Below are 23,708 nucleotides of genomic sequence, written 5' to 3' on the forward strand. Positions count from 1 at the left end.
CCCCCCCCCCCCCCCCCCCACACCGTTCCCGCTCAGCCGACCTCGCTCGTCAGCACCCCTCCCGGCCCGGCCCCGTTCCTCCGCGCCTCACCGGCCCGACGCGGCCCCTCACGCCAACGGGTCCACAGGCACGACCACGCAGATCTGGAACGTGTCCCGGCCGCGCCGCAGCAGGTAGCGGAAGCTCTCGGTGTCGGCCTCGCCCGCCCACTCGTCGCGGTAGCTCCAGCGCACGTCGACCCACACCAGGCCGGCGCTCGTGGTCCCGAGCGACCGGATCTGCGCGACCGCTCCGACGAGCCCCCGCTCGCGGTAGCCCTCGGCCGCGCCGCGGAAGGACTCGCGCACCATCTCGGCGTCGCTGATGAGGACCGAGGCCTCGTCGGTCACGACCAGGGCGGGGAACGCGTACGTCTCCGCGATCGTGTCGAGGTCCCCGGCGGCGAGCGCCACGCCGTACGAGTTGAGGAAGGCCTGGACGTCGTCGTGGTCGTAGGCGGTCGCGTCGCCGGTGGGGGTCGTCATCCCCTCACGGTAGGCGCGGTGGGCTCGCCCGGCACGAGATGGGCGGGCTGCTCGAGTCCTGCGGTGATCGCGGCGAGCAGCGCGACCGGCCCGACCAGCTCGTCCGCCCCGTCCGCTGCGACCTCTCCTGCGACCTGCGCCAGGAAGTGCGCGAGGACCGGTGCGAGGTAGTCCGGCCCGACCTCCAGCTCGCCCTCGACCGACCCGCCCGTCGTGGTCACCGTCGCGTGGAAGGGCTGGGTGGGGTGCAGGGCGGGGTCCACGAACCGCAGGCGCACGACGACGTCGCGTCCGCCCGTGGTCGCGCTCACGGTCGCGGTCACGCCGTCCTCGTCCTGCCCGACGGCGGGTTCCCCCCACGCGAGCCCGTCGTCGCCTCCCAGCAGTGCCCGGGCTGCCTCGACCAGGTGGACGCCCAGGAAGAACAGCCCGTCGTGCACCGACCGGGGGTCGGCGGGGCCCGTGACCGTCAGGGCTGTGACCGCGCCGAGCGCGGCCGCCTCGGTGCGCAGCCGCGCGACGTCGGGCACGAAGCGCAGGGCCGAGCACGAGAGGAGCAGGGCCCCGCTCGCGCGCGCCGCGGTCACGAGCTCCTGGGCGTCCGCGACCGAGGCGGTGAAGGGCTTGTCGACCAGCACGGGCAGCCCTGCCCGGACGAAGGGCAGGGCCGCCGCGCGGTGGAGCCGGCCCGCGCGGTGGGCGACGATCACGGCGTCGACCGACGCGACGTCGTCGGGCACGCCGGAGCGGACCCCGGTGCCCGCCGCCGCGCTCGCCGCGGCGAGCTCCTCGACACGTTCGGGTGCGCCGTCCGCGAGGACCGTCACCCGGACGCCCGGGAAGCGCCGCTCGACGTTCAGCAGGCGCACGTAGTGGTCGGCGTGCGAGGAGTCGAGCCCGACGAGCGCGACACGGACGTTCTGGGTCATCCGGTCATTCTCCCGGACCCCCGGGCCAGGCCGGACGCCGGGCCAGGTCACGTGCCGCGCCACCTCACCACGCCTGCGCGATGAGCTCGGCGAACAGCTCGCCCTCGTCGACGTCGAGCCCCCGCGAGCGGAACCACGCGCACATGGTCCGGCAGTCGCGCATGAGCAGCTCGGTGCCGTGCGGGTTGGCGACGAGGTCGAGCACCTGCGGCAGGTCGATGATGACGATCCGCTCGCCCTGGGCCAGGACGTTGTAGGGCGACAGGTCGCCGTGCGCGTACCCGTGGGCGGCGAGGATCCCCATCGCGCCACGGACCTGGTCCCAGTAGCCCTCGACCGTGCCGGCGTCTGGCCGCACGCGTGCCAGGCGCGGGGCGGCGACCCGGCTCGCGGGCGACCCGTCGACCTGACCCGTGCTCGCGTGCTCCCCGACGAACTCCATGAGGATCTCGGTCCCGTCGATCTGGACCGGGTACGGGACGGGGGCGCCGGCGGACCACAGCATCGTCAGCGCAGCGAACTCGGCGTTGGCCCACTGGGCGGCTGCGGCCTCGCGCCCGTACGAGGACTTGCGCTCGATCGCGCGGCGGTCGCGCGAGCGCCGGACCTGACGTCCCTCGACGTACGCGGAGTCGCGGTGGAAGGCGCGATGCTCCGAGCTGCGGTACCGCTTGGCCGCGAGCAGCGAGAACTGGTCCGGCTCGTCGGGCACGGCCCGCTCGAGCAGGAAGACGTCGGCCTCCTTGCCCGTCTTGAGGACGCCGAGGTCGGTGTCGATCGCGGCGTCGGCGGTCACGACCCACTCGGGGCGGGGTTCGGGGCCGCGCATGCCCTTCTCGACGCTCGACCACGTGGACCAGCGCTGGTCGGGGTCGAGGTCCGGGTCGAGGTCGGGTGCGTCCTCCTGGACGGAGCTCGGGAAGGAGGCGCGGCGGTAGGCGTCGTCGGACGAGTCGTCGTGGAAGGCGGCGAACGCCTCGGCGTCGAACGCGCCGGTGGGTCGGGGGAGTGCGGGAAGGTCGGTGTGCTCGTGCACGGTGGGGCTCCTCGGTCGAGGTGAGGAGCCGGGCGTCAGAGGCCGGTGCTCCTCGGGAAGGTGGAGGCGTGGGGAACGACGACGACGGTCATCACGACACCTCTCCTTCTCGCGGCCTCTGGCCACGCGCTCGCGCCGGACCTTCTCCGGAGGACGTGCCTACCCTCGCACCCGGCGGCGAGGGTAGGCAACGGTATTTCCGGTCAGCCAGCGAACGACTGCACGAGCAGCGTGTACGTGCCGCTCGTGTCGAAGCCCATCTGCGTCAGCAAGGACCACACGACACCGACGACGGCGTACGCGCTGACGGGGATCAGCAGGAGCCACTCGCGCACCGACCCCGCGTTGCCGAGGACCGGGAGCGCGAAGTTCCCGCCCGGACGCCAGATGTCGTTGAGCACGTTGGTGCGCCGCACCCAGCGGGGGGCCTTGAACGTGATGGGCCACAGCAGCGGGCAGCCGCCCGTGGTCATGATGTCGCCGACGATGTGGACCGTGACGCCGAGCCCGACCGCGACCGGGAGCCAGTTCCACTCCTCGGGGGCCAGGAGGGCGATGAGGACCGCGATCGTGACCGACCCGATCCACGGCCCGAGCCTGCCCCCGCGCGTGAGCTTGAGGGCCTTGAGCGCGAACGCCACGAGCAGGATCGCCACGAAGCCCGCCCCGATCGCGACGGTGCCGAACGTGTCCGACTCGATCGTCACGAGACCGGCGAGCCAGGCGAGCCCGGTGAAGACCGCGATCCCGAGGATCGAGTGCGTGCCGCGGCGGTGGCCGCCCGAGATGGTCTCGACGACGTTCGCGACGCCCTCGGACACGGGCGGCAGCGAGTGCGCGATGGTCCCCGAGTGGTGGTCTGCGTCGGGCAGCAGGGCCGCGCCGGCGCACACGATGGCCCCGGTGATGACCCCGACGTCCGAGACGGGGTAGATGCCGAGCGTGTACGGGGCGGTCGAGGTGACCGCCACCCATGCGGCCGCGCCGCAGGCGGCGTGGTGGCCACCCATCATGATGCGTTCGTCCCGTCAGTCGTGTTCGTCCCGCACGTGCGGTTCGCGCGGTCTGTCCCGCGCGACAGCACACCCTACCCGGCGGGCACCCACACCCGACCTCACGATCTGTCAGACCCTGGCGTCTACAGTGCATGGGACACACCGACACCAGGCCCGCACGCACGCACCGGACAGGAGGCACTCCCGTGTCGCAGCTGCTTGACCGGCCCGAGCGGACCGTCCGCCACGGGATCTTCGGCTCGCCCGTGGGAGAGCTCACGGCGGTCGGGGGCGCGGACGGGCTCCGGGCCCTGTACTTCGACGCCCACAAGCGGCGTCCCACGGGTGAGACGTTCGGCGAGCGCGACGACGACGCCTTCGAGGAGGTCCGCGTCCAGCTCGGCGAGTACTTCGCCGGCACCCGCCGCGAGTTCGACCTCGAGCTCGCCCCGGTCGGCGACGGCTTCCAGAAGAAGGTCTGGGCGCTGCTCGCCCAGATCCCCTACGGCGAGACGCGTTCCTACGGCGACCTCGCGCTCGCGCTCGGCGACAAGAACCTGGCCCGCGCGGTCGGGTCCGCCAACGGCCAGAACCCGCTGAGCATCGTCGTGCCCTGCCACCGGGTCGTCGGCGCCGACGGCAGCCTGACGGGCTACGCGGGCGGGATCGAGCGCAAGCAGTTCCTGCTCGCCCTCGAGGAGTCGGACGAGACCCGCGCGAGCCGGCTGTTCTGATGGCGTCTCGCATCCCGTGGCACAGGGCACCTCACGTCCTGGGCGTGCGGTGCGTCTACCCGACGTGAAGCCCTTCGAACACGTCGTCGCCGAGCACGGCGCCACGGTCCTGCGCGTGTGCCGCGCGGTCCTCGGTCCCGTGGACGCCGACGACGCCTGGTCCGAGACCTTCCTGTCCGCCCTCACGGCCTACCCGCGCCTCGACGAGGGCGCCAACGTCGAGGCCTGGCTCGTGACGATCGCGCACCGCAAGGCGATCGACGTCACGCGGCGCCGGGCCCGTGCACCGGTCGCGGTGCCGGACGTCGCCGAGCTGGTCCACGCACCCAGCCGCGACGGGATCCCCGGGCAGCACATCGAGCAGGGCGACGACGACCTGTGGCGGGCGCTCGCGGCCCTGCCCCCCAAGCAGCGCCAGGCCGTGGCATACCACCACGTCGCCGGCCTGCCGTACCAGGAGGTCGCGTCGATCCTCGGCGGCAGCCCCGAGGCCGCGCGCCGGGCCGCCTCGGACGGCATGGGCGCGCTGCGGCGCACGTATCCGGCTGCCCGTCCTTCCTCAACCGCCCGCACCCCGAAGGGAAGTGCCTCATGAGCGACACCTCGCCCCGTCCGACGGACCTGCTCGCCTCCCTCGGGAGGGACCTCGACCGCGGCGCCACGCCCGACGACGACTCCCGGGCCGCGCTCTCGCGGCTGCACGACCGCCTCGCGGCCGACGCGGCGTCGTCGGGCCTGCTCGACGTCGCCTACCGCACGCTCGACACGCCCGTGGGCACGCTCCTGCTCGCCGCGACCGACCAGGGCGTCGTACGCATCGCGTTCGACGTCGAGGGGCACGACGCCGTGCTCGACCGCATCGCCCGCACCGTGAGCCCGCGCGTCCTGCGGTCCCCGGCGCGCCTCGACCGGCTCGCGACCGAGATCGACGAGTACTTCGCGGGCGAGCGCCGCACGTTCGACCTGCCGCTCGACCTGACCATGGCCTCGGGGCCCTTCCGGCGCGAGGTGCTGAGCCACCTGCGCGACATCGGCTACGGGCGCACCGCGTCCTACGCCCAGGTCGCGGTGGCGGCGGGCAGCCCGCGCGCCGTGCGGGCCGTGGGGACCGCGTGCGCCAAGAACCCGCTGCCGCTCGTGGTGCCGTGCCACCGGGTCGTGCGCTCGGACGGCACGAGCGGCAGCTACGCGGGCGGCCCGGAGGCCAAGCGTCTGCTGCTCGCGCTGGAGAGCGCGGCATGACCTCGCTGCCCGACGGCGTCGCGACCGTCCCGCAGGCCGGCGCGCCGGAGGTGGGCGTCGGGTCGTGGACGCGCCGCGTCCCGGTGGTCGGGCCCTTCGACGCGGCCTCGGCGCTCGCGACGCTCGTCGCGCACGCCGTGCCCGGCGTCGACCGCGTCGACCGCTCCGACCTCGCGCGTGGTGAGGTCACGCGGCTCGTCGAGACGAGCGCGGGAGCCGTGGCCGTGACGGTGCGGCTGACGCCCGAGGAGATCGGTGTGCGGGGGAGCGGGCCGGGCGCCGACGAGGTCTGTGCCCTGGTCGCCCGGTGGTTCGACGCGGACGCCGACCTCGCGACCGTGCACACGGTCCTGGGGGCCGACCCGGTGCTCGCGCCCCTGCTCGCCCGACGGCCGGGACTGCGTGTCGTCGGGCACCCGTCGGGGTTCGAGGCCGCCGTCACGACCGTCCTGGGCCAGCAGGTCTCGCTCGCGGCGTGCCGGACCTTCGCGGGGCGGCTCGCGGCCGCCTACGGTCGCGAGGCGGGCGTCGTGGGCGCGGACGGCCTGCGCCTGTTCCCCGACCCGGACATGCTCGCGGGCGCCCAGGCCGCCGAGCTGCAGTCCGCCGTCGGGATCACGGGTGCCCGGACCCGCACGCTGCTCGCTCTCGCTGCCGCCTGCGCGGACGGGCTCGTGCTCGGGCCCCACGTCGCGGACGACCCCGCGGCGCTCGCGGACACCCGCGCGCGGCTGCTCGCGCTGCCCGGGATCGGGCCGTGGACGGTCGACTACCTCTCGGTCAAGGTCCTGGGCGACCGCGACGGGTTCGTGCCCGGCGACCTGGTGCTCCGCAAGGCTCTCGGCGGGATCGACGCGCGCGCGGCCGCACGGACGGCCGAGGCATGGTCGCCGGTCCGTGCCTACGCGCTGTTCCACCTCTGGACCCACACCGCCTACTGACGCCGCGCGACCGGAGCCATACTGGAAGAAGCCTCGGCCCTCGGGAAGGACGCACCATGAGCACCACGACGCACACCGCACCGGACCGGGACGTGCCGGACCTCGACGCGGACGACGACGTGCGCGACCAGATCGAGGCCGGGGTCCTGTTCGCCAACGGACGGCTCGCCGGACGCCGGTTCGCGTCCCTCGCGGAGGCCCAGGCCTGGGCGCACCCCGAGCTCGGCGACCAGGTCGTCGAGTTCAACCCGGTCTGCGACTGCTCGGTCTGACCCGGCTCGTCGGGCGCGCGGCCCTCCGGGAGGACCGGAGACCGGCGCGCGTGGGTGGCGTGCGCAAGACTGCACCCCGCGGGCCGACCGGCCCGGCACGAGGGTGCGAGCACGCACACGCGAAGGGCATGCAGATGAGCGACACCGACCTGACCGCGCTGGCCGAGGGGCTGCGCGCCGCCGCCGGCGCCTACTACGACACCGACGAGCTCAGGATGTCGGATGCCGAGTACGACTCGGGCATCGAGCAGCTGCGCATCGCCGTGGCCGCCGACCCCTCGCTCGCGGGGCAGTTCGCGGACCTGCTCGACGCCGTGGCCGCAGGCCAGTCCGCGGGAGGCGACGTCGAGCACCCCACGATGATGGGCTCGCTCGACAAGGCTCCCACGCTCGACGCGCTCGACGCCCTGGTGCTCGCGATCGACGGCCCCGTCGTGGTCGAGCCCAAGCTGGACGGGCTCGCGATCCGGGCGGTCTACCGCGCCGGACGCCTCGACCTGGTCGCCACGCGCGGCGACGGACGCACCGGCGAGGACGTGACCGAGCGGGTCCGACGGCTCGAGATCGACGGGCTGCCCGCGCGGCTCGTGGGAGCGGACCTCTCGGTCGAGGTGCGGGGCGAGGTGTTCATGGCCGACGCCCGGTTCCCAGCGGCGCAGACAGCCCGGGCCGCGCTGGGCGGGGCGCCGTTCGTCAACCCGCGCAACGCCGCCGCGGGCATCCTGCGCAAGGGCGACGCGGCGTACGCGGGTCTCCTGACGTTCGCGGCCTACGACGTGGTGCCCGTGGACGACTCTCCGGCGATCGTGGCCGACCCGTCGTACAGCGCCCGGCTCACGGTGGTCGAGCAGGCCGGGGTCGGCACGGCCCGTGCGCTGGCCCCGTGGCTCGCGGGCGGCGAGCCCGTGGTCCTGACCGGGGAGCCGGGCACGGTCGCGGTGCGCTCGGCCGTGGGCGCGCTCGCCGAGCGTCGCCCCGACCTCGGGTTCCCCATCGACGGGATCGTCGTCAAGGCGGACCTCGACACCGACCGTGCACGGCTCGGTTCCGGGTCGCGCACCCCGCGGTGGTCGGTCGCGTACAAGTACGAGGCCGAGACCGCCGTGACCCGGGTCGTGGCGGTCACGACCGGGGTCGGTCGCACGGGGCGTCTCGCGATCCGCGTCGAGGTCGAGCCCGTGTTCGTGGGCGGCACGACCATCACGTTCGCGACCGGGCACAACGCGACCTGGATGCTCGAGAAGGACGTGCGGGTCGGCGACACCGTGGTCGTCAAGCGCGCCAACGACGTGATCCCGTACATCGAGTCCGTGGTCCTGGACGAGCGCCCGGCCGACTCGACGCCCTGGACCCCGCCCGCGACCGACCCGAACGGCGGCGAGTGGGACAAGAGCACGCTGCTGTGGCGCTCGACCGACCCGAGCCTGTCGGTCGGTGCGACGATCCGGTACGCCGTGAGCCGTGACGCCCTGGACATCGAGGGCATCGGTACGGAGATCGTCGAGTCGCTCGTGGAGCAGGGCCTGGTCGCGGACGTGGCGGACCTCTTCTCGCTCGACGTCGAGACCCTCACGTCGCTACCGCTCGGCGAGGGCCGCATGCTCGGTGCCAAGAACGCCGTCAAGATCGCCGCGGAGATCGAGCGGGCCAAGGGGGCGGCCTGGAACCGGGTCATCACGGCGCTGGGCATCCGCATGACCGGGCGGACCATGGGACGACGCCTCGCGGCGGCCATCCCCACGCTCGACCTGCTGCGCGCCGCGACCGTCGAGGACCTGGCGGCCGTGGACGGGATCGGACCGATCCGGGCCGCAGCGATCCGTGAGGGGCTCGACGACCTCGAGACCCGCGGGGTCCTCGCACGACTGGCCGCGGCCGGCGTCCACACGGGCACCGCGCCGGACCCGGAGGACACGGCGGCCCTGCCGCTCGCGGGCATGACCGTCGTGGTGTCGGGCTCCGTCCCCGGCTACTCGCGGACCACGGTCGCCGAGCTCGTCGAGGCCAACGGCGGCAAGGCCTCCTCGTCGGTGTCCTCCGCGACGAGCCTGCTCGTCTCGGAGCCCTCGACCTCGAGCAAGTACGTCAAGGCCACGGACCTGGGCGTGCGCATCGTGACGCCCGCGGAGTTCCTGGCGATGGTCGGGTAGCGGCGTCTGCCGAGGAAGCCGGGCGACAGCCGAGGAGGTGCTCCCCGTCCCCTGCGCGGGCGGGCGGGTGCGCGCCGCCGTCGTTCGCCCGGCCCGATCCGGCCCCGCGACCTAGGGTGGGAACGTGACCCGCCAGAGCGCGCCCGACGCCGTCGGCTCCGCGGTCCCGACCGCCGGACCGGCACGTCGTCGCGGTGCGAGCCACCGGATCGTCGAGCTCGGGGACGGCTTCTTCTTCGTCTTCGCAGGCCTCGCGTCGGTGTGGCTCGCATGGCTCGTGCTGAGCGAGTCGATCCACATCGGCTGGTTCACGGTCCTCTACGTCGTCGCGGTGTGGCTCGTGATCGCGTACCTGGCCCTGCCGCGCCTGCACCGCATCCTCACGACGCTCTACGTGCCCGAGTACTTCATCGGTCGCACCCGGACCGCGAACGGCCTGCTGGGCGACCCCGTCAACCTGGCCCTGCTGGGTGAGGAGGGTCAGGTGCGTGCCGCGCTGGAGGCGGCGGGGTGGACGGTCGCGGACGACGTCACGCTGGCTTCGAGCGGACGCATCGTCGCGGCGACCCTGAGCAGGCGCAGCTACGACCAGGCTCCCGTGAGCCCGCTGTTCCTGTTCGGGCGCCAGCAGGACTTCGCGTACCAGCAGGAGGTCGAGGGCAACCCGTCGCGACGGCACCACATCCGGTTCTGGCGGTGCCCGCCCGACTGGCCGCTGCCGGGAGGCCGCCGCGTCGACTGGCTCGCGGCCGGGACCTACGACCGGTCGGTGGGGTTCTCGCTCTTCACGCTCCAGGTCACGCACAAGATCGAGGCGGACACCGACCAGGAGCGCGACCACGTCGTGGCCACGCTCCGGGGCGCCGACGTCGGCGTCGAGGTGGAGGTCATCGAGGACTTCTCGACGGGATACCACGCGCGCAACGGCGGCGGCGACGCGATCAGGACCGACGGCGACCTCCCCGTCGTCGACGTCCGTGCCGTGGCTGCCCCGACCGGGCCGGTCGTGGACACCGCTGCGCAGAAGCCTCGCCGCCCGGCCGCGACGACGGCCGGCGCGCTGCTGGTCGTGCTCGGTGTGGTCGCGGACCTGATCTGGCTCGCGAACCTCGCTCTGCACTGGGACCAGACGCTGAGGTCGCTGTTCCTGGGCGGCGACGTGACCCAGCAGGACATCGACGAGGCGTCGGGCCCGCTGCTGGTCGTGGTCGTTGTGCTGCTCTCGCTCGTCGCCCTGTTCCAGCTCTTCCTGGCCTGGCGGGTCTTCAAGGGCCGGACGTGGGCGCGTGCCCTGGTCATGGTGCTGGCGGCGATCAGCACGACGTCCTCGTTCGTGGGCTGGGCCGTCTCCGGCGACCAGATCACGTTCCGCACGACCCTGCTGACCGTGGCGCTCGACATCCTGGTGCTGCTCACGCTCTCGAGCAAGGACGCCGCGGAGTACACCCGGGACGAGCGCGCCGAGCGTCGTCTCCGACGGGAGCGACGGCGCAGGCCCGAGGTGGCCACGGCCGGGTGACGGGCTGCGCCCCTGGCGTGTCGCGAGGCGACCGGGCGTCCTCGACGGAGGACCCGCGGATATCGTGGCCCGATGACATCGGTCAAGCAGTTCCAGGTCACCTTCGACTGCGCAGAACCCGAGCGCGTCGCCCTCTTCTGGTGCGAGGTGCTGGGGTACGTCGTCCCACCGCCGCCCGAGGGGTTCGCCACGTGGGAGGACTTCGCCGACACCCTGCCTCCTGCCGACCGAGGGGCCGCGTTCGTCTGCCAGGACCCCACCGGAGTCGGCCCACGCCTGTACTTCCAGCGCGTCCCGGAGAGCAAGGTCGTCAAGAACCGCGTGCACCTCGACGTGCGGGTCGGCACCGGGCTCGTGGGCGCCGAGCGCCTCGCCACGCTCGAGGCCGAGTGCGCGCGGCTGGTCGCGCTGGGCGCGACCCGGGTGCGCCTGCTCCCGGCCGACGACGACGAGGAGTCCTGCATCGTGATGCAGGACGTCGAGGGCAACGAGTTCTGCCTCGACTGAGCGTGCCGACGCCGGGGCCGGGCGCCCATCAGACCTTCCGCTCCGCCGGTCGGAGATGGCGGGCACCCGGGAGGGACCGCTCACGAGCGCAGGCTAGCGACTGGTGCTCGGCCAGGACTGGACGATGCTCCGCTCCGCCGCGTCGATCACCACCCGCGCCTGTGCGCCGTTGAGCAACGGCAGGTGCGGAGGTACATGGCCTATCTCCATGTCGAAGACGATGGGGACGTCGAGGTCCGCGAGGGCGTCGACGACGGCGTCGCGCTGCGACAGTCCACCGTCGGTAGTCCCTCCCGGTGCCCGTGTGCTGCCCACGAGTACTGCGGCGGCGCTCTCGAACCAGCCGGCGTACCGGAGCTGGTGGAGATACCGGCAGATGGTGAACGCAGATTCTTCGGCTGCTTCGAGGTAGACGAGGAGTGGTCCGAACCGGCGCCCGAACGCCCGGACATCGCCATAAGGCGAGCCGACGATCCCGGACAGCACCTCGATGCACCCTCCGATCAGCGTTCCTGTGACGTCCAGGGTGGGCGCGGGGCCGTACAGGTCCCAGCTGCTGGGCCTCTTGTCGAGCCACTCGGTCGCGGACGCGTTCGACAGCGGGCTCCAGCTCGCTGCGACCCCGCTGTCGGACTGCGTGACGACGCCGTCGGACATCGCGAGGTTGAGCCAGTGAACGAGACCTGGCAGCGTCTCGTACGGTGTGTCGGCGAGGTTGTCGCCGTGCAGCGTCGCCAACCCGGACCGGAGCGTCAGCGGCACCATCCACGAACAGGAGTCCGAGTAGCCGACGACCCACGTCGGCTCTGCCTGCGCGATGGCCTCGTAGTCGAGCTGGTCGAGCAGGTCGAGCGCGGTCCCAGCACCGCCCCACGGCGGGATGACTGCACGAACCGCCGGGTCGGTGAGCATGCTGGTCAGCTCCGCGGCCCGCTGTGACTTCGGTGCGGAGATCCACCGGTCTGCGCTCATGCACTCACCCACGACCACCTCGAACCCTCGTGCCCGGAGCCAGCCGATCGAGTAGTCGATGCGCGATCGTCCGAGCTCGCCGACGCCGGCCGAGGGACTCGTCACCCCGATGCGGTCACCAGGGCGAAGGGGGCGTGGGAAGCGCAGAGGCATGCCGCCCAGGAGACCACGACATCGTGACGGTGGTCCGTCGGCACACCGGATGCTGCACCGTTCGCATCATCAGCGCCCGCCCCACGCGCTTCAGTCGAAGTTCGGGTCGCCGTTGACGTTGAAGGTCTCGGCGACCCACGGGAACACCCATGTGAAGAGCACGAGCACCACGGCCGCGACCAGGATCAGCGACTGCACGACCTTGGCGAAGCGGTTGCCCGGCAGGTGCCGGAAGATCCACCCGTACATCACTGCACTCCTGGGTCGTTGAGGACTTGCTCGGGCATCCCGTCGGCCCGGTCCATCCAGCCGACGAACTTGGCGTAGGTGATCCATCGGTGGGAGTTGCCGAATTCCCCGAGCGTGGGGGAGTGGCACGTCGTGAGGGTCAGGAGCCGTTCGGTGGGCTCGACGCCGGGCTGGTTGGGCACGGGGGCGATGACGTCGACCTGGCTGGGCAGCACGATCTCGTGGCCCGTGACCTCGTACACGTACCAGGTGGTCGCGGTCTCGACGATGACCTGGTCGCCCTCGACGAGCTCGTTGACGAAGCGGAACGAGTTGCCGTACGTACGCCGGTGCCCGGCGAGCGCGAAGTTGCCGACCTCGCCGACCTGCTGGGTCTGCGTGTAGTGACCGGCGACGGCCTTGTTGAGCAGCGCGGTCGTGGTGCCCTGGACGATCGGCATGGTGTTGTCGGTCTTGCCGTACCAGGCGGGCACGACGAGCGCGCCGATGGTCTCGCCCTCGGCGACGGCCTCCGGGACGGGGGGAGCGTCGGTACGCAGCTCGCCCGCGACCTGAGGGGCTTCCGGAAGCGACTCCTGGAACTGCGTCATGATCGTCTGGGCGGCCTGGTTCGACTGGACCGTGGTCCACCACAGCTGCCACACGACGAACAGGCCGAAGATCACGCCGAGGGTGATCAGCAGCTCGCCCAGCACCCCGAAGGCCGCGGAGACCGCACCACCGCCGGAACCGCCTCGCGTTCGGTTGCTGGTGTGCCTCACAAGCCCTCTTCTCCGGTCGTGACCGCTGCGCGGATCGAGTCCACAGCCTAGTCGGTCCAGGCGGGCCGAGGCCCGTGCACGCAGGGTGGAAAAGGGCCGTCGTCGCAGGTGGTGGGGCCTGGTCGTGGTGGGCTCGAGACAGAACAGCGGAGCGGGCCCAGGTTTCCCTGGACCCGCTCCGCTGTTCGCTGTCTCAACGAGTGTCCGGAGGGGGACTTGAACCCCCACGCCCGATAAAGGGCACTAGCACCTCAAGCTAGCGCGTCTGCCATTCCGCCACCCGGACGGGTGTCTTGCTGTGTCCTGCTGCCGGTGTCGCCACCGGGTCCCGCACAACGAAGCGGACCGAGGTTTCCCTGGTCCGCTTCGCGGTTCGCTGTCTCAACGAGTGTCCGGAGGGGGACTTGAACCCCCACGCCCGATAAAGGGCACTAGCACCTCAAGCTAGCGCGTCTGCCATTCCGCCACCCGGACAGGTGTCAGGTCCCGGCGTTCCCGCCGGGGGCCTTGCGGGGAAAAACATAACACGTTCCGGGCGCCAAGCGTGCATCGGGTCCGTGGGGCAGACTGGGGAGCGACCCTGGTCCCCGGGCACCGGTCGGTGCAGGTCAGGGGTGGTTTCGCCTACCGGATCGTCAGTGGATGGGGTGCTCGTGGCCGAGGACAAGGACGCACGACCGGACGGCGCTGCGGCGTCGAGCACGGGGAGCGGGGGTGATCGCCCCTCGGCGTCGGTCAAGCACCTCGCGGGCGCGAGCCCTGCGGCGCGCAAGGTCGCGGGCGCCCGGCGGAACCCCTCGGTCGTCGGCTACGACGACACGGTGCCGTCCTGGCTGCGGACGAGCGCGGGCTGGTCGTGGCGCCTCCTGCTGCTCATCGCGGGCATCGGTGTGATCTTCTACGCGACCGCCCAGGTGCAGATCGTGTTCATCGCGGTCTTCCTGGCCCTTGTCATCACCTCGGTCCTGCGCCCCGTGACGGACTGGTACGCGAAGATCATGCCGCGAGGACTCGCCACGGCTCTCGCGCTGCTCTCGGCGTTCCTGGTGCTGGGGGGCCTGCTGACCTACGTCATCACGTCGGTCGCAGGTCAGTGGGACAAGCTGGCGGGCCAGTTCAACACCGGCATCGAGAAGATCTTCGACTTCCTCGAGCACGGCCCCCTGCCGGTGACGATCACGTCCGACGACGTCGACACCTGGATCGAGAACGGTCGCAAGTGGATCACCGAGCACGGTGGCGACATCGCGAGCCAGGCCGCGGCGAGCGCCGGCTCGGTGTTCGAGGCCTTCGCGGTCCTCGCGCTCGCGATCTTCTGCACCATCTTCTTCCTGGCCCGCGGCAAGGACATGTGGACCTGGTTCCTCAACCAGCTGCCGGCCCGCTCGCGCGAGACGTGGACCGTGGCCGGGGGAGCGGGCTGGTACACGTTCTCGGGCTACGCCCGGGGGACCGTCATCATCGCGCTCGCGGACGGGATCCTCGCCGCGATCGTGCTCGTCGTGCTGGGCGTCCCCCTCGCCGCGCCGCTCGCGGTCCTGGTGTTCATCGGCGCGTTCATCCCGCTCATCGGTGCGCCCGCGGCCATGGTCATCGCCATGGTCGTCGCGCTGGCGGCGAACGGGGTCGTGAACGCAGCCCTCGTCGGTATCTTCATCGCGCTCATCGGTCAGTTCGAGGGCCACATCCTCCAGCCGCTCGTCATGGGCAAGCAGGTCTCGCTGCACCCCGTCGTGGTCGCGCTCGCGGTCACGTCCGGAACGTTCATCGCAGGGATCCTGGGTGCCGTGGTCTCGGTCCCCCTCGTCGCCGTCGCCTGGGCGGTCTTCAGCAAGCTGCGCCGCAAGGACCCGCCCATGGAGGACGAGATCCCCACGGCCAAGGAGATCGCCCTCTCCGGTCGTGGGCGCTCCTCGAACGGTGGGGCCACGAACGACAAGGAGGCGACGGCCGACGCCTGAGGTGAGCGACGCCGTCGGGCAGGAGGGCTCCTGGCGGCGTTCCCCGCACGGAGGAGGAGGGTGCTGTGCGCACGCATGTCCGTCGCCCGGTCCTCGTGCTGCTCGCAGCCGTCGCGATCGTGCTCGCGCTGCTCGCCGCGGACGCGGTCCGGCGGGTCGTCGAGGGCCGATCGGAGCAGGCCACCGACGCGCCGTTCTACGTGCCGCCCACGCCCCTCGCGGAGGCGGCGCCCGGGACGATCATCCGGAGCGAACCGATCGCGAGCGCCCCCGAGGGATCGCTCGCCTGGCGCGTCCTCTACCACTCGCGGGACCTCGCGGGTGACGACGTCGCGGTGTCGGGGGTGGTCGTCGTGCCCGACCGGCCCGCACCCGAGGGCGGTCGCACCCTGGTGTCGTGGGCGCACCCCACCACGGGCGCAGCGCCACGGTGCGCGCCCTCGCTCGCGCTCGACCCCTTCGAGCTGGTCGAGGGACTGCACGAGCTGCTCGCGGCGGGCTACGCGATCGCCGCGACCGACTACCCGGGCCTCGGTGTCGACGGTGCGTCCTCGTACCTGCTCGGAGTGCCCGAGTCGAACAGCGTCCTCGACATCGCGCGCGCGGCGCGAGCGCTGCCGGACGGCGGGGTCGGCGACCGCCTGCTGCTCTGGGGGCATTCGCAGGGCGGTCAGGCGGCGCTGTTCGCTGCCGAGCGGGCGGGGTCCTACGCACCCGAGCTGACTCTCGAGGGGGTCGCCGTGGCGGCCCCGGCCGCGAACCTGAACGCGCTGATGTCGGACGACATCGTCAACCTGTCGGGCACGACGATCGCCTCGTTCGCCGTCCCGGCCTACGAGGCCGCGTACGCCGACCGCTACCCGAAGTCCGAGATCGACGGCATCCTGACTCCCGCCGGCGCTGCCGCGACGCCCAGGATGGCCGCGCTCTGCCTGCTGACCGAGACCCGTGAGATCCACGCGATCGCCGACCCGCTGGTGGGCGGCTACGTCACGGCCGACCCGGCCACGACCGAGCCGTGGCAGACGCTCCTGCGGGAGAACAGCGCGGGCGGGCAGCCGATCGACGTGCCCGTGTTCGTCGGGCAGGGGCTCGCCGACAGGCTCGTGGTGCCGGCGACCACCGAAGGCTACGTGAGGCTGCTCTGTGCGCAGGGTGCGGACGTCGTGCTCCACACCTTCCCGGGGATCACGCACGCCCTGGCGGCCGACGCGTCCCTGCCCGAGCTGTTCCTCTGGCTGGCCGAGGTCGAGGCGGGCCGCCGCCCCTCGACCGCCTGCTGACCGGCTGCCCTCCGCGGCTCGGCCCAGGCAAGCGGCGCAAATCCCTCGCCGCGGCCACCGGCGGCCTGCCACAGTTCTCGCCATGACCACGAACACCCGGGCGACCGTGAAGACCACGGCGACCCGCCTGACCAAGACCCTCTGGAGCTGGGCCTCGATCCTCGACGACGGCGCCCGCGAGCAGGCCGAGCGCACCTCGACCATGCCGTTCGTCTACCCGCACCTCGCGCTCATGCCCGACGCCCACCTGGGCCTGGGCGCGACCGTCGGCTCGGTGATCCCCACGCTGCGCGCGATCGTCCCCGCCGCCGTCGGGGTGGACATCGGCTGCGGCATGGTCGCGGTCCGCACGCAGTACACGGCTGCCGACATCGCTGGACCGGCGCTGCGCGACCTGCGGCTCGCGATCGAGCAGGCCGTGCCCACGAGCGCCGGCTCCTACAACCAGCGCCTGACGGAGACCGCCGAGGCGCGCGTGGCGGAGCTCGAGGCGCTCGCGGGCAAGGCCGGCTTCGATCCCGCGCGGTACGCGGGGAGCTGGCGCCTGCAGCTCGGGTCGCTGGGGTCCGGGAACCATTTCATCGAGGTCAGCCTCGACGAGGAGGACCGGGTCTGGTTCTTCCTGCACTCGGGCTCGCGCGGGGTCGGCAACAAGATCGCGCAGCACCACATCGCGGTCGCGCGCGACCTCATGACCCGGTACTGGATCGACCTGCCGGACAAGGACCTCGCGTACCTCGTCGAGGGCACCGACGAGTTCTGGGCGTACATCCGCGAGCTGCGGTGGGCCCAGCACTTCGCGCTGCTCAACCGCGAGGAGATGATGGACCGCGTGGTGGCCGCGTTCGACGCCTGGTCGGGGCTCGCGCCGGTCGAGGAGGCCGAGCGCATCAACTGCCACCACAACTTCACCGAGCTCGAGCACCACTTCCACAAGGACGTGTGGGTCTCCCGCAAGGGGGCCATCCGTGCCCGGGAGGGGGACCCGGGTCTCATCCCGGGGTCCATGGGCACGGCGTCGTACGTCGTCGTGGGCAAGGGGAACCCGCTCGCGCTCGACTCCGCGCCGCACGGCGCGGGGCGTGAGTACTCGCGGAGCAAGGCGCGCCGGACCTTCACGCACGAGCAGCTGCGCGAGGCCATGGCGGGCATCGAGTACCGCGACACCGACGCGTTCATCGACGAGATCCCGGCGGCGTACAAGTCGATCGACCGGGTCATGCAGGACGCGGCGGACCTCGTCGAGGTGCGTCACACGCTGCGGCAGATCGTCAACGTCAAGGGAGACTGACCGGTCCACGGACCGTCGGGCGTCGGGGCGGCCTCGGTCGAGGACGGCCAGGGCCTTCCCCCGTCCCGCCCGACGACGGACCGCACCTTCTCCGTGAGGGTGCGGCCCGCCGTCGGGCAGGCGCGGCGCAGGCGGGCACACGCCCCGGACCACGGGGCCCGCGGCCGCTCGGCGCGCGTGATCGCCCGGCACGCGACACGCTGACGGCATGAGGATCGGGATTCCCGCCGAGGTCAAGAACAACGAGTTCCGCGTCGCGCTCACCCCCGCGGGCGCGCACCACCTGGTCGCCGCAGGGCACGAGGTCCTGGTGCAGGCCGGGGCCGGGCTGGGCTCGGCGATCTCCGACGAGGAGTTCGCGGGCGCGGGCGCACGCGTGGTGGGCACTGCTGAGGAGGTCTGGGGGCGCGCCGAGCTCGTGTGCAAGGTCAAGGAGCCCGTGCCGAGCGAGTACCCGCTGCTGCGTGACGACCTGCTGCTCTTCGCGTACCTGCACCTGGCGGCCGACCCCCTCGGCACGGCCGCGCTGCTCGACGCGGGCACGACCGCGGTCGCCTACGAGACCGCCCAGGCGCCCGACGGCTCGCTGCCGCTGCTCGCGCCCATGAGCGAGGTGGCCGGGCGCATGGCGACGCAGGTCGGGGCCTATCACCTCATGCGTCCTGCGGGCGGCGCGGGCGTGCTGCTCGGCGGCGTTCCCGGGAGCAGGCCGGGGCGGGTCGTGATCCTCGGTGGCGGGACCGCCGGCCGGCACGCGGCCGAGATCGCGGTGGGGATGCGTGCCGAGGTCACGATCCTCGACCTGTCGCTGCCCGTGCTGCGCGCGCTCGACCAGGAGTTCGCGGGCCACGTGCGGACCGTCGCGTCGAGCGCGTACGCGATCGAGCAGGAGGTGCTCGCGGCCGACCTGGTGATCGGCGCCGTGCTGGTCGCGGGGGCCAGGGCGCCCCGGCTCGTGACGAACGACCTCGTGGCGCGCATGCGGCCCGGGTCGGTGCTCGTCGACATCGCGGTCGACCAGGGCGGCTGCTTCGAGGACACCCGGCCCACGACCCATGACGACCCCACGTTCCGGGTGCACGGCTCGACGTTCTACTGCGTCGCGAACATGCCCGGCGCCGTGCCCGTGACGAGCACGCTCGCCCTGACCAGCGCGACCCTGCCCTACCTCGCACTCCTCGCCGACGGCGGGGCGCGGGCGCTCCGGACGGTCCCGCTGCTGCGCAACGGACTGACGACCGTGACCGGCACCCTGGTCAACGAGCAGGTGGGCGCCGCGCTCGGGCTGCCGTGGACGCGCGCCGAGGACGTCCTGGGGGAGTGATCGGGGGGTCAGGGAGCACTGCCGGAGCGCGGTGCGGCCCGCGGCCGCATCAGAACGCGGTCGTCCGGGCGGGAAATGCCCTGTCGGCCCCTTACGGCCGGTGGCATGCTGTCCGGATGGAGCCTTTCGTCCTGGCCAACGAGCACGTCCACCTCGCGATGCCCACGGCAGCGGACGTCGACCGCATCACCGAGCTCTGCCAGGGCGCGGAGATCGCGGCGTGGACCACCGTGCCCAGCCCGTACACGCGGGCGGACGCGGCGTCGTACATCGAGGAGGTCGTGCCCGAGTCGTGGCGCACGGGTCGCGGGAGCACGTGGGCGATCCGCCGACCCGAGGCTCCCGAGGGGCCGGTCCTCGGCATGATCGGGCTCGCGCTGGACACCTCGCCGACCCCCGAGCGCTCGGCCGAGATCGGGTACTGGCTCGCTCCCGAGGCGCGCGGCGAGGGGCTCGTGACCGAGGCCGGGCGGATCGTGACCGACTGGGCGTTCGACGACGAGGGACTCGGGCTCTCGCGCATGGTCTGGACCGCGTTCACGGGCAACTGGGCCTCGCGTCGCGCCGCGTGGCGGCTCGGGTTCCGTGTCGAGGGGACGGTGCGGGGCTTCGGCGTCCAGCGGGGCGTGCGCCGCGACGCGTGGATCGGCACCCTCCTCGCGGGCGACCCGCGAGAACCGGTCGAGCCGTGGCCGTCCGCGGAGACGGACGGCGACCTCGCCGGGATTGATGTCGTGAGCAGGGTGCCCGCCGGGTGAAGATAGGACGCATGACGAGCACCCTCGACCCGGCCAACCCCTTCGCCGCGGCGTCCACCCTCCCGTACGAGCTCCCCGACTTCACGACGATCCGCGAGGAGCACTATCTCCCCGCGCTGCGCGCCGGCATGGACGCCGAGCGCGCGGAGATCGAGGAGATCGTCACCAACCCCGAGGCGCCCACGGTCGCCAACACCCTCGAGGCGCTCGAGTCCGCAGGACAGCTCCTGACCCGTGCGGTCACGGTCTTCTACAACGTCGCGAGCTCCGACTCGACGCCGGGTCTCGAGGACATCGAGGAGACCATCGCCCCCGAGCTCTCGGCGCACCACGATGCGATCTACATGGACGCACGCCTGTACGCGCGCGTCCGTGCGCTCCAGGACGCCGTCGACGCGGGCGAGCTCGCGCTCGAGGCCGACACGGCCTGGCTCCTGCACACCCTCCTCGTCGACTTCCGCCGTTCGGGCATCGAGCTCGACGCCGCGGACCAGGACCGCCTGCGTGAGCTCAACGGGAAGCTGACCTCGCTCGAGGCCGCGTTCGGTCGCAAGCTGCTCGCGGGCGCCAACGCCGCGAGCGTCCTGGTCGACGACGCCGCCGAGCTCGAGGGGCTGCCCGAGGACGCCATCGCCGCGGCTGCGGCCGCGGCCGCGACGCGCGGGCACGAGGGCAAGTACCTCCTCGAGATGCAGCTGCCCACGCAGCAGGGCGTCATCGCGTCGCTCTCGCGCCGCGAGACCCGCGAGCGCGTCCAGCAGGCGTCCATGACGCGTGGTGCCACGGGCGACGACAACGACACGCGCCAGATCGTGATCGACCTCGCGCGCCTGCGCGCCGAGCACGCCCGCCTCCTCGGGTACGACCACCACGCGGCGTACATCGCCGAGGACGCGACGGCCAAGACGACCGGTGCCGTCAACGCGATGCTCTCGCGCCTGGCCCCCGCGGCCGTGGCGAACGCCCGCCGCGAGGCCGGTGACCTCGAGGTCGCCCTCGCCCGCGAGGAGGGCGACGACGCCGAGCTGCGCGCGTCCGACTGGGCGTACCTCGCCGAGCAGGTCCGCAAGGAGCGCTACTCGCTCGACGACGCCGCGCTGCGTCCCTACCTCGAGCTCGACCGCGTCGTGACCGACGGCGTGTTCAAGGCCGCGAACCTGCTCTACGGCATCTCGTTCGCCGAGCGCTCCGACCTGGTGGGCTACCACCCGGACGTCCGCGTGTTCGAGGTCTTCGACGGGCCGGTCGGCGAGCAGGACAAGGGCCTGGGGCTGTTCCTCGCCGACTTCTACACGCGCGAGTCCAAGCGCGGCGGTGCCTGGATGAACAACCTGGTCGACCAGAACCACCTCCTGGACCAGCCGCCCGTCGTCGTGAACAACCTCAACATCGTCAAGCCCCCGGCGGGCGAGCCCACGCTGCTCGTGTGGGACGAGGTCATCACGCTCTTCCACGAGTTCGGCCACGCGCTGCACGGGCTCTTCTCGGACGTGCGCTACCCGTCGCAGTCGGGTACCGAGGTCCCGCGCGACTTCGTCGAGTACCCCTCGCAGGTCAACGAGATGTGGGCCTGGGAGCCCGCGATCCTCACGTCCTACGCGGTGCACCACGTCACGGGCGAGCCCATGCCTGCCGAGTGGGTCGAGACCATGCTGGCCTCGCGCCTGTTCAACGAGGGCTTCGGGACGACCGAGTACCTCGCGGCCGCGCTGCTCGACCAGGCCTGGCACCAGATGAGCCCCGAGCAGGTCCCCACGAGCGTCGACGAGGTCCTGCCGTTCGAGGCCGCGGCCCTCGACGCGGCCGGCGTCGGGTTCGCGCCCGTGCCGCCCCGCTACCGCACGACGTACTTCAACCACGTGTTCGGCGGCGGCTACTCGGCCGGGTACTACTCCTACATCTGGTCCGAGGTGCTCGACGCCGACACCGTGACCTGGTTCGAGGAGAACGGCGGCCTGAACCGGGCCAACGGCGACGCGTTCCGCAAGAAGCTGCTCGCGCGCGGCGGTTCGGTCGACCCCATGGTCGCGTTCGCCGACCTGCGCGGCCGCGACCCGGAGATCGCGCCGCTGCTGACGCGTCGCGGGCTCGACGCGTAGTCGTCCCCGCCGTGCCGAGGTGGACCCGCGCACGGGTCCCCCTCGGCGCCCGGGCGTCGGGAGCGCACCAGGGTCGGTTCAGGGCAGGGGTGGGGGAGACCCCCGATGTGCCCGACGACGCGCCCTCCCTAGCCTGGAGGCGAGCCACCCTGGTGGCTCGCCGAGCGCGGAGCCGTCCGCGCCGACCTGACCTGGGAGCCTCGCGACCGACATGACCACGCTGCCCGACGGTGACGCCCCCCTCCCCGGGACCCCCGCGGAGGGTGACGGGCCTTCCCGGCCCGAGCCTCGCCGTCGGCGCCGCTGGGGCGTCGTGGTGGTGGTGCTCGTCGCCCTCGTCGTCGGAGGCATCGCGGCAGGTGTCGCCGTGGCCTTCTCCCGGGGTGCGACCTCGACCGAGGGCGAGGTCGAGTTCACGCGCCCGCTCGCGATCCCGCCGCTCGCCGGGTCGAGCGTCGAGGACGGGGTCCGGGTGTTCTCGCTCGACCTGCAGGAGGGTGAGACCGACCTGGGTCAGGGCGGGCTCACCCCGACGCTCGGCGTCGACGGGTCGTTCCTGGGGCCGACGTTGCGCGCGTCCCGCGGCGAGCAGGTCCGCATCGAGGTGACGAACTCGATGTCCGAGACGAGCACGCTGCACTGGCACGGCATGAAGCTCCCCGCGGTCATGGACGGCGGCCCGCACCAGCAGGTCGACCCCGGGCAGACGTGGTCCCCGACGTGGACGGTCTCCCAGCCCGCGGCGACGCTCTGGTACCACCCGCACCTGCACGGACGCACGGCCGACCACGTCTACCGCGGCCTGGCGGGCCTCTTCCTGCTCGACGAGCCTGCGGGCTCGCCCGAGGCCGCGGTCCAGGACGCCCTGCCGCACGAGTACGGCGTGGACGACGTCCCCCTCGTGGTCCAGGACAAGAAGTTCCACCCGGACGGCAGGCTCGACGACGCCGACCCCTTCCTGTCGAGCACGGGGGTGCGCGGTGCAGTGGTCCTGGTCAACGGGACGCCGGAGCCGTACCTCGACGTCACGACCGAGCGGGTCCGGCTGCGCGTGCTCAACGGGTCCAACGCGCGCGTCTACGACCTCGGGTTCGACGACGGTCGCGACTTCCAGCTGGTCGGCTCGGACGGTGGCCTGCTCGGCGCGCCCGTCACGACCGACCGCATCCAGCTCTCACCGGGCGACCGGGCCGAGATCGTGGTCGCGCTCACCCCCGGCGAACGGACCGTGCTGCGCAGCTTCCCGCAGGAGCTCGGGGTGAACGCCTTCACCGCGCGGTTCGCCGGCGGGGACGACACCCTCGACGTGCTCGAGCTGCGCGCGGCCGACCGGCTCGAGCCCTCGGGGCCCGTGCCGACGACCCTGGCGGACGTCCCCGCCGCGGACGCGGCGAGCGCGGTCGCCACGCGCCGCTTCGAGCTGTCGGGCACCTCGATCAACGGCCAGGACATGGACCTGCGCAGGATCGACGAGGTCGTCGACGCCGGCGCGACCGAGGTCTGGGAGGTCACGAGCCTCGACGACTCGCCGCACAACTTCCACGTCCACGACGCCCAGTTCCAGGTGCTCGACGTCTCGGGCGAGCCGCCTCCCCTCGAGCTCGAGGGGTGGCAGGACACGGTCTACGTGCGCCCCGGCAGGATCACGCGGCTCCTGGTCACGTTCGGCACCGCTCCCGACGCCGAGCACCCCTACATGTTCCACTGCCACCTGCTCCGCCACGAGGACCAGGGGATGATGGGGCAGTTCGTGGTCGTCGACCCGGCGGCAGCCCCCGGTACGGCGGGGCGCCCCGCCCCGGGCGACCTGCTGCCGGGGGTGAGCGACGACGTCGGGCACGAGGGCGACCACGCGTCCACGTCCGACGACGCGTCGCGCGGTGGGACCGGCCCGCGACGCTCGCCCCTCACGGACGGTGCGGACCTCGCGGGCGCCGGACACCACGGCTGAGGTCTGACCACATGTCGTGGCCTCGTGCGTTCGCGGGGCGAGACACCTCGCGATCG

At 72.7% G+C, this 23,708-nt stretch carries 22 protein-coding genes and 2 tRNA genes; 15 read left to right on the forward strand and 9 right to left on the reverse strand.

From position 1 onward, the window contains the following. Positions 1-108 precede the first annotated feature (108 nt). The 4 genes from H9641_RS13880 to H9641_RS13895 form a co-directional block, all read right to left on the reverse strand. Entirely contained in the window at positions 109-525 is a 417-nt protein-coding gene (locus tag H9641_RS13880) for a hypothetical protein (RefSeq protein WP_191804743.1), read from the reverse strand. Next, entirely contained in the window at positions 522-1,454 is a 933-nt protein-coding gene (locus tag H9641_RS13885) for a Gfo/Idh/MocA family protein (protein ID WP_191804745.1), read from the reverse strand. The genes H9641_RS13880 and H9641_RS13885 overlap by 4 nt, the downstream gene beginning before the upstream one ends. Positions 1,455-1,518: 64 nt before the next feature. Continuing rightward, a complete protein-coding gene (locus H9641_RS13890; RefSeq protein ID WP_318244590.1) occupies positions 1,519-2,490 on the reverse strand; it encodes a serine protein kinase RIO in 972 nt (323 codons plus the stop codon). A 203-nt stretch (positions 2,491-2,693) separates the two neighbouring features. Beyond that, the gene (locus tag H9641_RS13895; RefSeq protein WP_191804747.1) at positions 2,694-3,503 is read right to left on the reverse strand and encodes a metal-dependent hydrolase; all 810 of its coding nucleotides are present in this window, start codon (positions 3,501-3,503) and stop codon (positions 2,694-2,696) included. 188 nt (positions 3,504-3,691) lie between these two features. Here H9641_RS13895 and H9641_RS13900 point away from each other — a divergent pair, with 188 nt between their 5' ends. From H9641_RS13900 to H9641_RS13935, 8 genes are all read left to right on the forward strand, one after another. Then, the gene (locus tag H9641_RS13900) at positions 3,692-4,219 is read left to right on the forward strand and encodes a methylated-DNA--[protein]-cysteine S-methyltransferase (protein ID WP_318244591.1); all 528 of its coding nucleotides are present in this window, start codon (positions 3,692-3,694) and stop codon (positions 4,217-4,219) included. Between the two features lie 64 nt (positions 4,220-4,283). Beyond that, positions 4,284-4,814, forward strand: a complete 531-nt coding sequence (locus H9641_RS13905; RefSeq protein ID WP_318244592.1) for an RNA polymerase sigma factor — start codon at positions 4,284-4,286, stop codon at positions 4,812-4,814. Further along, entirely contained in the window at positions 4,811-5,461 is a 651-nt protein-coding gene (locus tag H9641_RS13910; protein WP_191804753.1) for a methylated-DNA--[protein]-cysteine S-methyltransferase, read from the forward strand. Before H9641_RS13905 ends, H9641_RS13910 begins: the two co-directional genes overlap by 4 nt. Beyond that, positions 5,458-6,402, forward strand: coding sequence for a DNA-3-methyladenine glycosylase family protein (locus H9641_RS13915; protein WP_191804755.1), 945 nt, complete (start codon positions 5,458-5,460; stop codon positions 6,400-6,402). Before H9641_RS13910 ends, H9641_RS13915 begins: the two co-directional genes overlap by 4 nt. 56 nt (positions 6,403-6,458) lie before the next feature. After that, positions 6,459-6,674: a hypothetical protein gene (locus H9641_RS13920; RefSeq protein WP_191804757.1), complete on the forward strand. Its 216-nt coding sequence runs from the start codon at positions 6,459-6,461 to the stop codon at positions 6,672-6,674. Between the two features lie 134 nt (positions 6,675-6,808). Beyond that, a complete protein-coding gene (ligA, locus tag H9641_RS13925; RefSeq protein ID WP_191804759.1) occupies positions 6,809-8,824 on the forward strand; it encodes an NAD-dependent DNA ligase LigA in 2,016 nt (671 codons plus the stop codon). A gap of 124 nt (positions 8,825-8,948) precedes the next feature. After that, the gene (locus H9641_RS13930) at positions 8,949-10,343 is read left to right on the forward strand and encodes an LssY C-terminal domain-containing protein (RefSeq protein ID WP_318244593.1); all 1,395 of its coding nucleotides are present in this window, start codon (positions 8,949-8,951) and stop codon (positions 10,341-10,343) included. 72 nt (positions 10,344-10,415) lie between these two features. After that, positions 10,416-10,850 (forward strand): VOC family protein, encoded by a 435-nt coding sequence (locus H9641_RS13935; RefSeq protein ID WP_191804761.1) that lies wholly within the window; start codon positions 10,416-10,418, stop codon positions 10,848-10,850. 93 nt (positions 10,851-10,943) lie between these two features. Here the strand turns inward: H9641_RS13935 and H9641_RS13940 are convergent, their stop codons facing one another. The 5 genes from H9641_RS13940 to H9641_RS13960 form a co-directional block, all read right to left on the reverse strand. Next, a complete protein-coding gene (locus H9641_RS13940; protein WP_318244594.1) occupies positions 10,944-11,927 on the reverse strand; it encodes a S66 family peptidase in 984 nt (327 codons plus the stop codon). Between the two features lie 138 nt (positions 11,928-12,065). After that, positions 12,066-12,224 carry a hypothetical protein gene (locus H9641_RS13945; RefSeq protein ID WP_169834197.1) on the reverse strand — a complete coding sequence of 53 codons (159 nt, stop codon included), beginning with the start codon at positions 12,222-12,224 and terminating at the stop codon, positions 12,066-12,068. Beyond that, on the reverse strand, positions 12,224-12,985 hold the full coding sequence (locus H9641_RS13950) for a class E sortase (RefSeq protein WP_191804765.1): 762 nt from the start codon (positions 12,983-12,985) through the stop codon (positions 12,224-12,226). Before H9641_RS13950 ends, H9641_RS13945 begins: the two co-directional genes overlap by 1 nt. Before the next feature lie 201 nt (positions 12,986-13,186). Further along, positions 13,187-13,271 (reverse strand) — tRNA-Leu (locus H9641_RS13955). Positions 13,272-13,374: 103 nt separating this feature from the next. Beyond that, positions 13,375-13,459: transfer RNA gene (locus H9641_RS13960), tRNA-Leu, on the reverse strand. 164 nt (positions 13,460-13,623) lie between these two features. On the opposite strand from H9641_RS13960, the gene H9641_RS13965 reads away from it, so the two are divergent. The 7 genes from H9641_RS13965 to H9641_RS13995 all read left to right on the forward strand — a co-directional run bounded on the left by H9641_RS13965 (position 13,624) and on the right by H9641_RS13995 (position 23,652). Then, positions 13,624-14,946, forward strand: coding sequence for an AI-2E family transporter (locus tag H9641_RS13965; protein ID WP_377616948.1), 1,323 nt, complete (start codon positions 13,624-13,626; stop codon positions 14,944-14,946). A 65-nt stretch (positions 14,947-15,011) separates the two neighbouring features. Next, a complete protein-coding gene (locus H9641_RS13970) occupies positions 15,012-16,229 on the forward strand; it encodes an alpha/beta fold hydrolase (protein ID WP_191804767.1) in 1,218 nt (405 codons plus the stop codon). Between the two features lie 82 nt (positions 16,230-16,311). Beyond that, positions 16,312-17,520 carry an RtcB family protein gene (locus H9641_RS13975; protein ID WP_191804769.1) on the forward strand — a complete coding sequence of 403 codons (1,209 nt, stop codon included), beginning with the start codon at positions 16,312-16,314 and terminating at the stop codon, positions 17,518-17,520. Between the two features lie 208 nt (positions 17,521-17,728). Then, positions 17,729-18,844 (forward strand): alanine dehydrogenase, encoded by a 1,116-nt coding sequence (ald, locus tag H9641_RS13980; protein WP_191804771.1) that lies wholly within the window; start codon positions 17,729-17,731, stop codon positions 18,842-18,844. Between the two features lie 116 nt (positions 18,845-18,960). After that, a complete protein-coding gene (locus H9641_RS13985; RefSeq protein WP_191804772.1) occupies positions 18,961-19,602 on the forward strand; it encodes a GNAT family N-acetyltransferase in 642 nt (213 codons plus the stop codon). Positions 19,603-19,613: 11 nt separating this feature from the next. Next, positions 19,614-21,701, forward strand: coding sequence for a M3 family metallopeptidase (locus H9641_RS13990; protein ID WP_191804775.1), 2,088 nt, complete (start codon positions 19,614-19,616; stop codon positions 21,699-21,701). 211 nt (positions 21,702-21,912) lie between these two features. Further along, a complete protein-coding gene (locus H9641_RS13995; RefSeq protein WP_191804777.1) occupies positions 21,913-23,652 on the forward strand; it encodes a multicopper oxidase family protein in 1,740 nt (579 codons plus the stop codon). Positions 23,653-23,708: the final 56 nt, after the last annotated feature.

This window comes from Oerskovia merdavium, assembly GCF_014836755.1.
GTDB lineage: Bacteria > Actinomycetota > Actinomycetes > Actinomycetales > Cellulomonadaceae > Oerskovia > Oerskovia merdavium.

Excerpts from the sequence above, each read along its gene's own strand:
- ligA (WP_191804759.1), top strand. The coding sequence starts at position 6,809 with ATGAGCGACACCGACCTGACCGCGCTGGCCGAGGGGCTGCGCGCCGCC.
- H9641_RS13995 (WP_191804777.1), top strand. The coding sequence starts at position 21,913 with ATGACCACGCTGCCCGACGGTGACGCCCCCCTCCCCGGGACCCCCGCG.
- H9641_RS13915 (WP_191804755.1), top strand. The coding sequence starts at position 5,458 with ATGACCTCGCTGCCCGACGGCGTCGCGACCGTCCCGCAGGCCGGCGCG.
- H9641_RS13935 (WP_191804761.1), top strand. The coding sequence starts at position 10,416 with ATGACATCGGTCAAGCAGTTCCAGGTCACCTTCGACTGCGCAGAACCC.
- ald (WP_191804771.1), top strand. The coding sequence starts at position 17,729 with ATGAGGATCGGGATTCCCGCCGAGGTCAAGAACAACGAGTTCCGCGTC.
- H9641_RS13885 (WP_191804745.1), bottom strand. The coding sequence starts at position 1,454 with ATGACCCAGAACGTCCGTGTCGCGCTCGTCGGGCTCGACTCCTCGCAC.
- H9641_RS13880 (WP_191804743.1), bottom strand. The coding sequence starts at position 525 with ATGACGACCCCCACCGGCGACGCGACCGCCTACGACCACGACGACGTC.
- H9641_RS13975 (WP_191804769.1), top strand. The coding sequence starts at position 16,312 with ATGACCACGAACACCCGGGCGACCGTGAAGACCACGGCGACCCGCCTG.
- H9641_RS13985 (WP_191804772.1), top strand. The coding sequence starts at position 18,961 with ATGGAGCCTTTCGTCCTGGCCAACGAGCACGTCCACCTCGCGATGCCC.
- H9641_RS13895 (WP_191804747.1), bottom strand. The coding sequence starts at position 3,503 with ATGATGGGTGGCCACCACGCCGCCTGCGGCGCGGCCGCATGGGTGGCG.
- H9641_RS13920 (WP_191804757.1), top strand. The coding sequence starts at position 6,459 with ATGAGCACCACGACGCACACCGCACCGGACCGGGACGTGCCGGACCTC.
- H9641_RS13945 (WP_169834197.1), bottom strand. The coding sequence starts at position 12,224 with ATGTACGGGTGGATCTTCCGGCACCTGCCGGGCAACCGCTTCGCCAAG.
- H9641_RS13910 (WP_191804753.1), top strand. The coding sequence starts at position 4,811 with ATGAGCGACACCTCGCCCCGTCCGACGGACCTGCTCGCCTCCCTCGGG.
- H9641_RS13990 (WP_191804775.1), top strand. The coding sequence starts at position 19,614 with ATGACGAGCACCCTCGACCCGGCCAACCCCTTCGCCGCGGCGTCCACC.